Raw genomic sequence first — 14,141 nt, 5'->3', positions numbered from 1 at the left:
AAAGCACTCCAAATATCAAAACATTACAGAATGTAACATAAAGAATCATCTACAAAATGTTCTATCTAAATGGCATTGGCCCGAAGGCCCTCCCCCTGCACCCCCACCCTCTTGGGCACGGAAATAGTTCTTCGTTGTTGTGTGTGCTGCGTTATTGACTTTTGTCTGTATGCTGCGGTACTCAGAATGGAACGTTGTGCCGATCTGGTTTCTGTATTCTTCGGTACTTATGGTGGTACGCTATGCCGATCTGCGATCTGGTTCTGGGATTCTTCGGTACTTATAGTGGTACGCTGGGCCGATCTATTCCCTGTATTCTTCGATATTTATGGTGATACGCTGGGCCGATCTGGTCCCTGTATTCTTCGATATTTATGGTGATACGCTGTACCAATCTAGTTCCTGTATTCTTCGATATTTATGGTGATACGCTGTGACGATCCCGTTTCTGTATTCTTCGATACTTATAGGAATATTCTGTACCAGTCTGACATTTCAGGACAGGACGCCCAGGCCGCTTCCATCCCCCGCATGTTTTTTCCTGTCGGCTGGAAGCGTCAGCCAGAGGAAGGTGGCATCGGGCCGGGCAGCTGCGGAGGAGGGGTGATTACTACTTGGGCTGCGGGAGACGGCGTTATTGTGGCAGGGTCTGCTGTCTGAGCCGGAGGCGAGTTCTGGCCCTGCCACAATGCTTTTAGCCGTCTCACGGAGCCCTAGTAGTATCCCCCGACGGAGTCCCTGCCTGGAGCGATGCCACCTTCCTCTGGCGTCCCTCTATACATCCGCCTCACGAGTCCACAAGCCCTTCCCGAACCCGCTCCGTAAGACTGTCTCCACCCTTACGATACCAATCTTCCACAAAAGAGTCAAAAGAGCTCACAGGCATCCTCCCCATAATGATCTGGATAAATGCGTTCTTCTCCAGCAAACGCAAAGTCTGAGGAATCTCCCCGTCACCATCCCCCAGATACTTCTTCTCCGGAGCACGGTAATTCGCATCCACCAGAAGCCCCACCGCCGAAATCCTGGACTTATACGCCGCCCAGGCCTCTACCGAAGGCACCTCCGCCTTAAGATACTCCTTACACGCATCAAAATAAGACGCCTCAATGGCACTGAGATCCTCCCTGGTCTTCTCATCGCCCGGACTATAAAGAACCTCACGGATATGCTTTGTCACTATATAGGTAGCCTCATTGTAATCTACATTGATCATTAGCGGACGCGCCGTAGGATCCACATTCAAGGCAAAATAAGTGTTCATCTCATCCGCATCCTCTGCCTCATATCTGGAATGGTCAAACAACACACTCAAAATCTTCATTGCGATCTCCGGATGCTCATACCCTTTACGCACAACTACATATTTATTATCTCGAAACGTAGAGTATACCTCCACAGTCCGCTTTACATCCGCAGTCAGATAATACGGTTCCCAGTCTGCCTCTTTATTCTTCCGATACTCATCCATAAGAGGATTATTCGGAGTCCACCAGAGCCCGAAAAACGCTCCGCATTTTCCATTCACCACAAGATCACGGATATTATTCTGTGCACGTAAAGCAAAATCCGAATCCAGTATTCCCTGCCTGTAAAGCTCTCTGAGATACCCCAGAGCCTCCTTTGTCTCCTCCGTCAGCGATCCATAGACAATTTCTCCATCTGCATTTTCAATCCACTGCTGCGGATATGCCCCGAACTTTTCAAACACAGAGTCCACCGAATAGCTGGTGCTGACCGTGCCCACAAGTCCCGGATCACAGACAAGTCCCACAGGATCTTCACCATCCTCTGCACCCATCCGGTTTTCCTGAAACGCACGGATCACTGAAAAAGCCTCTTCCAGAGTCTTCGGTTCTTTCAGTCCCAGCTGCTCCATCCAGTCACGTCTCAGCCATAAAAGCTGCGGCCCATCATCAATGGCAGTCTCCGGAAGTGCATACAGTTTTCCGTCAAAAGTCCCGGATGCCAAAAGTTCCTCTCCATAGCTCTCATACATTTCCTTTATTTTATCGGAAGCGCAGCTTTTATATACTTCCGTCAGATCCTCGATAAGATCATTTTCAACCAGTTCTTCCAGAGTTTCCCTGTCCGACACCAGAAAAATATCCGGAAGATTCCGATCTTTGACCAGGATGTTCAGGGCTTCGTCATACCGCTCCTCACTCTCCATAAAAACATTCTTATTCTGAATATTCAGTGTTTTTTTCAGATACCGGGTATATGCATTGTCCTCATAAGTCTGCCCGTCCGGAAGATTAGAATTATTAGCCCCTTTCATCTGTCCCAGAGTATAAGTTACAAGCTCCGGATATTTCCCCAGAGGCGTGGTTTCTGCCTGTTCCCAGCTCTTACTGCTCTTTTCGGACAGAACATCTATATCTGTTTTTTCCATTTCTGCAGTTCCTAAAGAACACCCCGTCAAAAGTGCCAGGCTCAGTATCGTACTCAGAAATACCACTGTTTTTCCCAGACTAAGTCTCATCTTTTTTTACCTCTTTCGGGATCCTCATATCAACGCTTGTCCCCTCGCCTACCTTGCTCAGGATCCGGATGGCATATTTCTCTCCATATAAAATGCACATACGGTCATTGACATTTTTAAGACCATAGCCTTTTGCCTGATATGTGAGCAGCTTTTCTGCCTGCTCCTGCTCCATCCCTATTCCGTTATCTTCAACCCGGATCACTACATCTCCATTCTCTTCAAAGAAATAAAGTTTCAGAAGCTTTTCCCCTTCCTCCTTCACATCCAGGCCATGCTCCAGAGCATTCTCAACGATGGGCTGCAGGGCAAGCTTCGGAACCAACTCCTGCTGAACAGACGGATCGATATTCCACTCCACCTTAAAATCATTGTCATGCATGATCAGCTGGATTTCCAGATAAGCTTCGATATTCCGAATACAGGTTTCCACAGTCACCATATCTGCTCCCTTACTGAGCGCTGTCCGGTAAAATGTAGATAATGCCAGTGTCACACGGCTGATCTCCTTCTGACGGCTCTTAATCGCCATCCAGTTTATAATAGAAAGAGAATTATAAAGAAAATGGGGATTGATCTGGGCAGTCAACGCTTTCAGTTCAAATTCCTTCAGAGCGATCTTATTTTCATACACTTCTTCGATCAGTCGATTAATTTCATCCATCATATGGTGAAAGCTTCTCACCAGCTGTCCTACCTCATCTCCAGAATCACTGTAAACCGTAACTTCACGGCTTCCCTGGTTCACCTGTTCCATATTTCTGGTAAGCTGCTCAATCTTTCTGGTAAACAGCTTAGAAAACGTCATTCCAAGCACAATGATGATCACAACACAGAAGCCGATCAGTGGGATCTCACTGATCAATACTTTTGAAACCGAGCTCTCGATCACAGCCGGAGGTTTGTAAAAATAATAGGTCCATCTTGTTTCATGTCCGCTGCTGCTGACATAGGTATATTCTTCCCTCAGACGATCCAGCTTTTTTGCGGTTTCTTTCTGTGCTGAAATATCACTGGCAGCCAGATTTTCTCCATGATAGACGATATTTTGCTGATCATCCACCACAAAGCCTCCGGAATTCCGTTCAATAATATTAGCCAGAGGCTGGAATACTTTTCCGTAATCCAACAAAATACAGAGCACAGCCTCCCTGATCTTACCATCATATATTTCCCTGACTGCCGCGATCTGACGATTATCCCGGTCCACGATCCACTGAACCGTCACGGTATTATTTAATTTGTCACTCCACCATTCCCCATCAACCTCTGAAAGCGGAGCCAAGGTATATTCATGGCGCACGGGAATGCTTTCTGCAAAAAGATGTATCCCCAGAATTGCTTCGTGGTAGGATTTCGGCACCGTCAACAGCGGATCCACAACTTCCGTATACTGTTCATATGCAGTATAACGATCCATATCTTTGTTGAAGATCACCTCCTGGATTTCAGGAGAATAGGTAAGATAATTCAAAAGGCTGGCATAAATTTCGATCTGCCCGTCAATGTTTTCTCTGGTCTGCTCCAAAATGGAGTACATATCCTCCATCTCATTTTTCCGTACAAGACTACTCATACGACTGTGACTATACAGTGCCAACACAGTCATCGGCACCAGGGATACCACCACAAGAAGATTTGTCAGCTTGTACCGGTATTTCATATTATTATACTTCTTCAGAAGACTCTTCATCCTCATTGTTTCCTTTCCGATAGGACTCCGGGCTGCTTCCGTAATATTCCCGGAAGCTCCGGCAGAAATACGAAGAATTGGCAAATCCTACCTGCTCGCTGACCATGGCTACTTTCATGTTGGTAGTTCGTAGAAGCTCCTTGGCCTTTTCCATGCGGAACACACGGATAAAACGATTCAGGTTCATCCCCGTCTCCTTCTTGAAAATAAAGCTGAGATAGCCGGACGAAAGGTATACCTTTTCTGCCAGTGTTTCCAGATTCAGATCTTCCGCATAGTGATTGTAAATATAATTTTTGACTGCTGCCACCTCATCTCTGGATTCGCTCATGGAACGGTCTAGGAACTCCTCGTACTGGCGGATATTTTTTTCTGTAACCTCAATGATCTCCTGAATGGTAGAACAGCCATACAGATGATCCACCTCCAGATCCAGCCTGTGCTCTCCGGCAAAACGATTCTCCTGAAACAGCTCCCTTATCACATTGGAAAAAACAAATTTCACATACATGGCCGAAAACTGGGTATTGGACTGATATTTGGATGCCAGGCTGCGGAAATGGCTCCACAGCTGCTTCACATCCTTTCTGGAAATATCTTCTGAGATTTTTTCCATGAGCCTGGAATCCTGCTCCTCTTCTCCGGTATTTTTTTCCTCGTCCTCCTCGCTGGTATAGACATGAATATCCGGATGATAAAATTTTTCTTCCATCTGCTGCTCCAGCTGTTCCATGATTTCCGGCAGTTCCTGATATCCGTCAAAACGCCGGCTTACAGCCAGATGAAAGCGAACAGAATGAAGACGCTTCAGAAGATTATAGACATTTTTTGCCACAAGGACATAATCACAGTACACATCCTTAAAAAGAAGCAAAGACTGACGGCCATTAAGATTCAAATAGAAGAAAGAACGGCGAAGCTCTTCCCGGATCTCAAGGGGAACCTCATCACTGGCAGAATCAAAAAAAGCTTCATCCGATTCAATAAGAATTGCACAGTGCCACTGCTCCCAGACAGAAAAATCCACAATTCCTTCCGCTTCCTTCAGACGCTCCTGATCTCCGGAATAAATGTAGCCCAACAGAAAATACTGCTGAAGAAAGCTCTTTTCTTTTATGGACTGCTGCTCTTTATTTTTCCGGGATGCGATCTCCTTCTGGATCTTCTGTATGGTGTCATGAAAGCGGTCCGGATCCACCGGTTTCAGTACATAATCCGTCACACCATAGCGGATCGCCTCCTGAGCAAAAGCAAAATCTCCATAACCGCTGAAAATGATAATTTCCAGATCCGGATATTCCTCTCTTGCTTTTTTTGAAAGCTCCAGACCATCCATATGCGGCATTTTGATATCTGTCAGCATCAGATCCACCGGATGCTTTCTCAGCTCATTTAATGCCAGCTTGCCATTAGCCGCCTCATAAATCTCCCACTCTCCCTCCTCCATAGACAGAAGAAAGCGGATTCCGTCACGTTCCAGTTTTTCATCATCTACCACCAAAACTCTGTACATTCCTCACCTCGCCAAATATGGCCTGATCCACGTAAAAGCACGCAGAGCAGGCCGTTTTTCTTTCATTTTAACATTATTCAACTAATTTGTCAGCCCTTAACAGCTCCTGCAACCACCCCTTCAATGATATATTTCTGGCATGCAAGATAGAAGGCAATGATCGGAATGATGGAAAGAACAAGAACGCCCATCATCGCTCCCATATCAATGGTTCCGTAACCGCCCTTCAGATACTGGATGGCAATGGAAATGGTTTTATATTTCTTGATATCAAGTACCAGATATGGAAGAAGATAATCATTCCAGATCCACATGGTTTCCAGGATCGCTACAGTTACACAGGTCGGTTTCATAACCGGAAGAACCACTTTAAAAAATGTCTGGATCGGGGTACAGCCATCGATCATGGCAGCTTCCTCGATCTCGATCGGAATGGATTTTACAAAACCGCTGAACATAAATACCGCAAGTCCTGCTCCATATCCAAGATAAATGATGATCAGTCCCCACGGAGTATTCAGTTTCAGGATGTTTGCGATCTTGGAAAGAGTAAACATTACCATCTGGAATGGTACGACCATGGAAAACAGGCACAGCATGTACATGGTTTTTGTCAGCGTGTTGGTAACACGGTTGATGTACCAGGCACACATGGAGGTACAGAGCAGAATTACCGCAACAGAAAATACTGTGATAAATAATGTCCATCCAAATGCCTGGAAAAATCCGGTTTTTGTGAGACCATTTACATAGTTTTCCAGACCTACGAACATTTTATCCGTTGGGATTGCAAAGGGATAACGGCTGATGTATGCTTTTTTCTTAAAAGAATTGATCAAAACCAGAAGGATCGGGAAAATATAAGCAACAGATACCACACTCAGGATCGCAGTCCACAGACCGCTGAATTTTACTTTTTTATTCATTACTGCTGTACCTCCTTACTTCTTGTGAGACGATTCTGGATCATGGCAATTGCTCCAACCAGGATAAAGAAGATCACGGCCTTCGCCTGTCCTACACCTTCCCATCCGGTACGTCCATAGAAGGTATTGTAAATATTCAGTGCAAGCATTTCTGACATATTGGAAGGCTCACCATTTGTAAGAGCAAGGTTCTGGTCAAAAAGCTTGAAGGAGTTGGTAAGTGTCAGGAAAGTACAGATGGTGATGGACGGCATGACCATAGGAATGATCACATGCTTCAGAAGCTGTCCTTTGTTCGCACCATCGATCTGTGCAGCCTCGATCAGTTCACCCGGGATATTCTGGATACCTGCAATGTAAATGATCATCATATATCCGATCTGCTGCCAGCACATCAGGATCACAAGGCCCCAGAATCCGTAAACAGAAGAATATGTAAGTGTTTTATTGATCTGAAGAAGCAGACCGTTTAACAGAAGCTGCCATACATAACCAAGGATGATTCCACCGATCAGGTTTGGCATAAAAAATACAGTACGGAATATATTGGTTCCTTTGATCTTCTTGGTCAGAAGCAACGCAACTGCAAAACCGATCACATTGATCAGAACTACTGATACAACCGTAAATGCGGTGGTGTACCATAATGCATGTCCAAAGGTTCCATCCTCAGTAAAAATCTTCACATAGTTCTGTAATCCCACGAATTTTGCATCCGTTACTGTGGTAAATTTACAGAAGGAAAGATATACGCCCATGATAAAGGGAACGATAAATCCAATGGTAAATGCCAGCAGGGTAGGCAGGACAAAAACCGGAAAATACTTTTTCATCATCTTATTCTGCATGTTTTCTCTTCCTTTCTCCTGAGGATGCATCCTTCCCTACTTTACACATCCTCTCTTCATTAAAAGAGGCAGGCGGAAACCGCCCACCCCTTCGTGATCACGTTTCAGTTATACCTTATCAGCCTTCATTTGCTGCTTTGTACTCTTTTGCCCATCCGTCAACAAATGCAGTTTTCACAGCATCCCACTCGCCGGTACCCTGTGCATACTCAAGCATTGCACTGCCGACCTGGTTTTTCCACTCTTCAGAAGGCATGGTTGTAAAGTTCCATGAAACCGGAGTTTTACCAGCTTTTACATATTCGTCGGCTGCTTTTACAAGCGGATTTGCAGACTCATAATTCTCATCAAAGGTCTTGAATGGTGTTGTAAATCCCATTTCCTGGCTTATAGATTCTCTTCCTTCATCACTTGTGATAACCCAGCTGAGGAAATCAAGAGTTGCCTGGATATCCTTCTCATCTGCTTTTTTGTTTACGCACCAGTAGTTCTCACTGCCTGTGCAAAGTCCCTGGTCCTCTTCACCATCTACACCAATATAGATTGGAAGCATTCCCATATCCTCGTCTGCTACTTCGTTATCTTTGATGTTATCATAAGCCCAGGTTCCATTCTGATAGAACACAGCCTCTCCAAGACCAAATTCAGCATTTGCATCATCGATAGTCTTGCTGGAAAGAAGGCTTGGCTCACAGGTAGAATCTGTGATATAAAGGTCAAACAGGTTCTTGAAGTTGTCAAGATAGGTCCCTTTGATCGCATCTGTGGATGTGATTCCGTCTTCTTTGTACTCATAATAGATTGGAAGGTTTGCAAGGTGTGTCTTGAAGCGCCAGTCACTGGAAGAATCAAAGCCTGCGGAAGTAAATGCACCGTCAACTCCAAGGTCATCTTTCTTAGCCTGGATATCATCTGCAACCTTCTTTAATGTCTCAAAATTGTTGATCTCATCTGCAGACTTGATCACAGCGCCATCCATCTCACAGTATTTCTTAAGAAGCGCTTTGTTGTAAATAATTCCATATGTTTCAATTACATAGGCGATACCGTCAACTGCACCGCTGTCCTCCTTCAGTACGAAATCGTCACTCTCCACATTTTTATAAACATCGCTGTCTTTCAGGTCATAGCAATAATCCTTCCAGGATGCAAGTCCAACTGGTCCGTTAACCTGGAACAGTGTCGGAACCTCATCCTTGGCCATCTCTGATTTCAGAGTAGACTCATAAGTTCCGGAAGCAGCTGTAACAACGGTAACCGGTACACCAGTCTCATCGGTGTATTTCTTTGCCAGGTCTGACCACTGATCTGCCTGCTCCGGTTTAAAATTCAGATAATAAACAGAGCCTTCACTGTCATCCCCTTTTGCCATAGCCGGAACTGCCGGGATCATAGTAGCTGCCATCAAAGCTGCAAGACCAAATGCTGTTGCTTTTTTCATTCTCATAATCGTACCTCTCCTTTACCTTATATGATATTCAATTTGTTTCGCGGATATGCTTAAAACGTCCATTTCGCATATTCCTGACCGATAAGCTTCAAATCAGCTTCTCGATTAACTTGATATTATTGTAAATCGAAGAGGTCATTTTCACTATATAAAAAAATCAAGAAACATGTTGATTTTTTTATATAGTAAAAATATTGATATTTTACCATGAAAAAAGAAGCCGGAACAGGCTTGCTCCCATTCCGGCTTCTTCCATATATTATTTTCGATTCATCATGCTTTATTGACAGATCCGAAAAGCTCCATTTTCTCTTTAACAGTAGCTTTGATCGCTTCTGCTCCAGGTGCAAGAAGCTTACGTGGGTCATATCCTTTACCCTGCTGATCTTTACCCTCTTCAATGTATTTACGTGTAGCTTCAGCAAATGCAAGCTGGCACTCTGTATTTACATTGATCTTGGAAACGCCAAGGCTGATCGCTTTCTTGATCATGTCTGCCGGGATACCTGTACCACCGTGAAGAACAAGCGGCATATCTCCTGTCAGTTTCTGAATAGCATCCAGAGTCTCAAAGCTTAAGCCCTGCCAGTTAGCCGGATATTTTCCGTGAATGTTACCGATACCAGCTGCAAGGAAGTTGATTCCGAGATCTGCAACTCTCTTGCACTCCTCAGGATCAGCGCACTCGCCCATACCAACAACACCATCTTCCTCGCCACCGATGGAACCAACCTCTGCCTCAAGAGACATGTTGTGCTCAGCAACGATCTTAACCAGCTCTTTAGTCTTAGCTACGTTCTCATCGATCGGATAATGAGATCCGTCGAACATAATGGAAGAGAAACCAGCCTCAACACATTTCAGGCATCCATCATAGCTGCCGTGGTCAAGATGAAGAGCAACCGGAACAGTGATGTTCAGCTCTTCCATCATACCGTTAACCATACCTACAACAGTCTTATAACCTGTCATGTATTTACCGGCACCCTCGGAAACACCAAGGATTACAGGAGAGTTGAGCTCCTGAGCTGTCTGAAGGATAGCTTTTGTCCACTCAAGGTTGTTGATGTTGAACTGACCAACTGCATAATGGCCTGCTTTTGCTTTTTTCAGCATTTCTGTTGCGTTTACTAACATGATAAAATCCTCCTAACCTGTATTAGGATACGGAAAAACCGTGTCCTTTATATCCAACCGTACTCATAATAGCAGATTTCCTTTGGTAAGTCCAGTATTTTACCAAAAATGCTGATGCTGTGGGAATTATTATTTTTTTTGAGAAAAAGCTTGCAATTTTATCAAATGTTATGTATAATATATTTGTTGTTCACGGATGGATTCCCGAGTGGCCAAAGGGGGCAGACTGTAAATCTGTTGGCACCGCCTTCGAAGGTTCGAATCCTTCTCCATCCAGCGAATTTAGCTCTTACATCTTTGCGATGTAGGAGCTATTTTTTTGTGCAAAAAGAAAACCGCAAAGGGGCCGCAAAGCCGCGGCCCCTCTGCACACCCCTCGGGCTTTTTTTAAGGAGTTCTTGGTTGTGGATGAGGGGAGGGTGTTGACTTGTGTCTGTATGCTTGGATATTGGATGTGGGACGCTGTGCCGATCTGGTTCCTGTATGCTTCGGTGTTGATTGTGGGACACTGTGCCGATCTAGTTTCTGTATGCTTCGGTGTTGATTGTGGGACACTGTGCCGATCTAGTTTCTGTATGCTTCGGTGTTGGATGCAGGGTGCTGTGCCGATTTATTTTTTTGGGGATACGGCCGGCTGCTTTATTGGTTATGGATTGTTTTGAGGCCGTTTTCTGTATGCTTCGGTGTTGGTTGTGGGATGCTGTGCCGATCTGGTTCCTGTATTCTTCGGTGTTGGACGTGGAACGCTGTGCCGATTTATTTTTATATATTGTGTTTTTTGGGCACTGGGCAGAATGTACATTCGCTTCTATTGTCTGCTCTCTGCGGTTGAATTTTCAGCCGGGGATGTGGCAGCGGTATGGGCTGCTGCGGAGGAGGTGTGATACTGCTTAGGCTGCGGGGATCGGCGTTATTGAGACAGGGGCTGCTGTCTGAGCCAGAGGCGAGTTCTGCCCCTGTCTCAATGTTTTTAGCCGATTTCCGGAGCCTTAGCAGTATCCGCCGACGGAGCCCTGCCCGTACCGCTGCCACATCCCCGGCGTACGGTTCATTCAATCCACCACACAAAGAAAAAGACGGCCACCCCCCAAAAAGCGAGACAGCCGTCCTTTCCTCACACATCATACATAGGAAATCGAAACACCGAAAAAAATCTATTTGTTAACTCTGTTAACCGTATTACCATCCAGAAAAGCCTTGATATTATCAACCGTAATATCCATGATCCTCTGTCTGGAAGCCTGAGCAGCCCAGGAGATATGCGGAGTGATGATGCAGTTTTTAGCCTTGAGAAGCGGATTATCCCCCTTGATCGGCTCAGTAGAAACAACATCAAGACCAGCAGCATAAACCTTCCCACTATTCAGAGCATCTGCCAGATCCTGCTCAACAACAAGCTGACCACGGCTGTTGTTGATAAGGATAACTCTATCCTGCTTCCTTTGTTTGCAAGAACGATAACATCTCCCGGCTGAGCCATATCCAGTGCTTTATGGAACAGAAGGTTATCTCCTGCCGGTGCATTTACTGTAAATGCAGTTCCCAGAAGTCTTGCCTTCGGGTTCAGCGGGAAAATACTGGAATCTACGGCAGCGATCTTTCCACAGTTATCATCAATATTTGCAACTGGAATTCCACGGAAGGCTTCTACTAATTCTTTTGACGGTCTTTCAAAATTTCGTCTGATCCTACATCCTAATGCCATATGAAAACCTCTCTTCTTTTGATATACAAGCTTACTATTGAATAACGAATAATTTCTCTGTATAATATAAATAATTTTTATATTATCAAAGCTTAAACCATCCTATAGACAACACCAAAGAAAAGGAGCTGTTCATATGAATCTTGCTGAAATCGAAACCTTTCTCACCATTGTAAATACCAAGAGCATCACCCGTACAGCGGATCTTCTTTTTCTTTCCCAGCCTACTGTCAGCCACCGGCTCACATCTCTGGAGAACGAACTGGGTTTTCCCCTTGTGATCCGTCAGAAAGGCCACAAGCAGGTGGAACTGACTGCCAAGGGAACAGATTTTATCATCCTTGCGGAACGCTGGATGTCTCTCTGGAAGGAAACTATGGAGTTGCAGCGCAATCAGGATTCCCTGCTACTTACCATCGGCTGTACAGACAGCCTGAACGTAGCTGTTTTCGCACCACTGTATGACAGGATCTTAAATGAACAGACCAAGCTGGACCTGAACATCGAGTCCCATCACTCTTCAGAGCTCTACGGTCTTCTTGGAGAACACAGCATTGATATCGGATTTGTCTACCACAAATTGCATTACAAGAATATCATAACAGAGAAAATCTTCGAAGAAAAACTTTATCTGATACAATCGGATCAGCCAGTGATTCCGGCTCCGGCAATACATACCGATGAGCTGGATCCATCCCTGGAGCTGTTTTTAAGTTGGGATGACAATTATCAGATCTGGCATGACCGCTGGCTTTCCTCCGCTTCCAGGCCTCACATTGCGGCAGATACCATCACACTTTTGGACCGTCTCTGGAAAAAACCGGGGAACTGGATGGTCGCACCACAGTCTGTGATCCTGGAGCTTTCCCATTACCGGCCTCTTTTTATCAGTGAACTGAAAAACACACCGCCAAACCGTGTCTGCTATAAGATCAAGCATAAATATCCAAAGTCCACTAGCAAACGTGCCGTGGAATTCTTCGAAAATGCACTGGAAGACTTTCTTGCAGAATCCACTCCGTCCTTCCCGATCGGCCAGGTATGGGAACGACAGAAATAAAAAAAACGGTAAGCACAAGTCCGTCAGGAAGATTTTCTGCTTTACCGTTTCTTCTTATTATATTATTTATACCAGGATTTTTGATCCACCGCTTTCCGCCACATAAAGCAACAACGGGCTTCGACTTGTTTCATCATATATCAAGAACACTTTGTTTACAAGGATTTTCAGCATTTCCATGAAAAACAATATTTCGTCTGATTGCGTCTATTTTCTTTTATTTGTCACAAAAATTGTCATAAAAGAGCCACGCCCGATAAAGGGAATGGCTCTGATTATTACATTATATTTTCAAGCTTTTTTATTTCATTCTGTACTCTTGCAACATCTACGTGATTGTATATGTTCATTGTAATGCTTATGTCACTATGTCCCATAATCATTTGTAAAACTTTGATATCTAGGCCAGCTTCTGCACATCTGGTGCAAAACGTATGCCTCAGCATATGTGGATGTGTCAAGTATAGGACAAAAAAATTTTATTTTTTTCTGCCGAAGACTATCTGACGTTTCCATCAGGTAGTCCCAGCACCTTTATTATCTTCTGATAAATCATTCTTGTCCTGCTCAAGTTATCTCTGTTCTGAAAAAATATCGTCAAAATTCCATTCGATTTCAATTTCATCCTGAATCAGAGAAACAGCAGCACCCGTCACTGCAATCAGCCCCACTCTCCAGTTCATACAGGTAAGCCACAAAAGAATACAGATAAAATTCAGATGCGCACTGTTCCATGTACATGTCTGAAAAACAAATCATCACACCTGGCATTACTCGGTAAACCGTCATAACGCCCTCTCCTGTCGCATCATTTAACATAAGAACAGCGCAATTCTCATTCTGAATCACAGGCTTCACATTACTTCCAAGACTTGCAATTTCATTTACATTCAAATTTCTTCTCCTTTCACATAGTGGTATTTCTTTGTATTAGTTTCATCTAACCTTTTTTTCTATTATCTTAACATGAGAATCGAGCATTATCCAGACCTGAACGGACGACAATAATCCATTTAGACAAAAATAAAGTTCCAGACTTATTATCTGAAACTTTATTATAAATCCAGCATCATTGCATTACTTCACACAACGGAAATATACCATAGAACCGTCAACATGGATATCCGTTTCTTTATATAGTTTTTGAAGGATATCTCTCAGCTCTTTCTCCGTCTGAAACGGTGGAGAAAACCACCCTTTCTTTGCAAGAATATTTTTTACCAGCCAATCTGTCCGTTTCGATTTTCCCCTGATTTGACACTCCCCACAGCTAAAGTAGGGGGATTCTTGCTTCTCCCACTACTGCATTGGCAAACACCTTACG

At 44.3% G+C, this 14,141-nt stretch carries 11 protein-coding genes, 1 tRNA gene and 1 pseudogene; 2 read left to right on the top strand and 11 right to left on the bottom strand.

The features are described 5' to 3' along the window. Positions 1-787: 787 nt before the first annotated feature. The 7 genes from DW694_RS16380 to fba form a co-directional block, all read right to left on the bottom strand. The gene (locus DW694_RS16380) at positions 788-2,485 is read right to left on the bottom strand and encodes an extracellular solute-binding protein (RefSeq protein ID WP_118753344.1); all 1,698 of its coding nucleotides are present in this window, start codon (positions 2,483-2,485) and stop codon (positions 788-790) included. After that, positions 2,475-4,178 carry a histidine kinase gene (locus DW694_RS16375; protein WP_021650824.1) on the bottom strand — a complete coding sequence of 568 codons (1,704 nt, stop codon included), beginning with the start codon at positions 4,176-4,178 and terminating at the stop codon, positions 2,475-2,477. Before DW694_RS16375 ends, DW694_RS16380 begins: the two co-directional genes overlap by 11 nt. Then, positions 4,153-5,691, bottom strand: coding sequence for a response regulator (locus DW694_RS16370; protein WP_118753343.1), 1,539 nt, complete (start codon positions 5,689-5,691; stop codon positions 4,153-4,155). The genes DW694_RS16375 and DW694_RS16370 overlap by 26 nt, the downstream gene beginning before the upstream one ends. 89 nt (positions 5,692-5,780) lie before the next feature. Further along, positions 5,781-6,617 (bottom strand): carbohydrate ABC transporter permease, encoded by an 837-nt coding sequence (locus DW694_RS16365; RefSeq protein ID WP_021650827.1) that lies wholly within the window; start codon positions 6,615-6,617, stop codon positions 5,781-5,783. Further along, the gene (locus DW694_RS16360) at positions 6,617-7,465 is read right to left on the bottom strand and encodes a sugar ABC transporter permease (RefSeq protein ID WP_110104281.1); all 849 of its coding nucleotides are present in this window, start codon (positions 7,463-7,465) and stop codon (positions 6,617-6,619) included. Before DW694_RS16360 ends, DW694_RS16365 begins: the two co-directional genes overlap by 1 nt. 118 nt (positions 7,466-7,583) lie before the next feature. After that, positions 7,584-8,912 (bottom strand): ABC transporter substrate-binding protein, encoded by a 1,329-nt coding sequence (locus DW694_RS16355; RefSeq protein ID WP_021650828.1) that lies wholly within the window; start codon positions 8,910-8,912, stop codon positions 7,584-7,586. A gap of 276 nt (positions 8,913-9,188) precedes the next feature. Further along, complete coding sequence (fba, locus tag DW694_RS16350; protein ID WP_015527136.1) at positions 9,189-10,052, bottom strand: class II fructose-1,6-bisphosphate aldolase; 864 nt, start codon at positions 10,050-10,052, stop codon at positions 9,189-9,191. 194 nt (positions 10,053-10,246) lie between these two features. Between fba and DW694_RS16345 the strand changes: the two genes are divergently transcribed. Next, positions 10,247-10,328: transfer RNA gene (locus DW694_RS16345), tRNA-Tyr, on the top strand. A gap of 878 nt (positions 10,329-11,206) precedes the next feature. Here the strand turns inward: DW694_RS16345 and DW694_RS16335 are convergent. Beyond that, positions 11,207-11,494: pseudogene (locus DW694_RS16335) on the bottom strand (NAD(P)-dependent oxidoreductase); the annotation flags it as partial. Beyond that, complete coding sequence (locus tag DW694_RS16330; RefSeq protein WP_015527134.1) at positions 11,416-11,757, bottom strand: demethylmenaquinone methyltransferase; 342 nt, start codon at positions 11,755-11,757, stop codon at positions 11,416-11,418. The gene DW694_RS16330 and the pseudogene DW694_RS16335, both read right to left, overlap by 79 nt. 136 nt (positions 11,758-11,893) lie before the next feature. Here DW694_RS16330 and DW694_RS16325 point away from each other — a divergent pair, with 136 nt between their 5' ends. Continuing rightward, entirely contained in the window at positions 11,894-12,817 is a 924-nt protein-coding gene (locus DW694_RS16325; protein ID WP_015527133.1) for a LysR family transcriptional regulator, read from the top strand. Between the two features lie 278 nt (positions 12,818-13,095). Here the strand turns inward: DW694_RS16325 and DW694_RS16320 are convergent, their stop codons facing one another. Then, positions 13,096-13,263, bottom strand: a complete 168-nt coding sequence (locus DW694_RS16320) for a tyrosine-type recombinase/integrase (RefSeq protein ID WP_021650830.1) — start codon at positions 13,261-13,263, stop codon at positions 13,096-13,098. Positions 13,264-13,438: 175 nt separating this feature from the next. Further along, positions 13,439-13,711 carry a hypothetical protein gene (locus tag DW694_RS16315; protein ID WP_021650832.1) on the bottom strand — a complete coding sequence of 91 codons (273 nt, stop codon included), beginning with the start codon at positions 13,709-13,711 and terminating at the stop codon, positions 13,439-13,441. Between the last annotated feature and the right edge of the window lie 430 nt (positions 13,712-14,141).

The sequence above is a fragment of the Ruminococcus sp. AM26-12LB genome, from assembly GCF_003480785.1.
Taxonomy (GTDB): Bacteria; Bacillota; Clostridia; order Lachnospirales; family Lachnospiraceae; genus Blautia_A; species Blautia_A fusiformis.
This window is presented reverse-complemented; position numbering and strand designations above follow the sequence as displayed.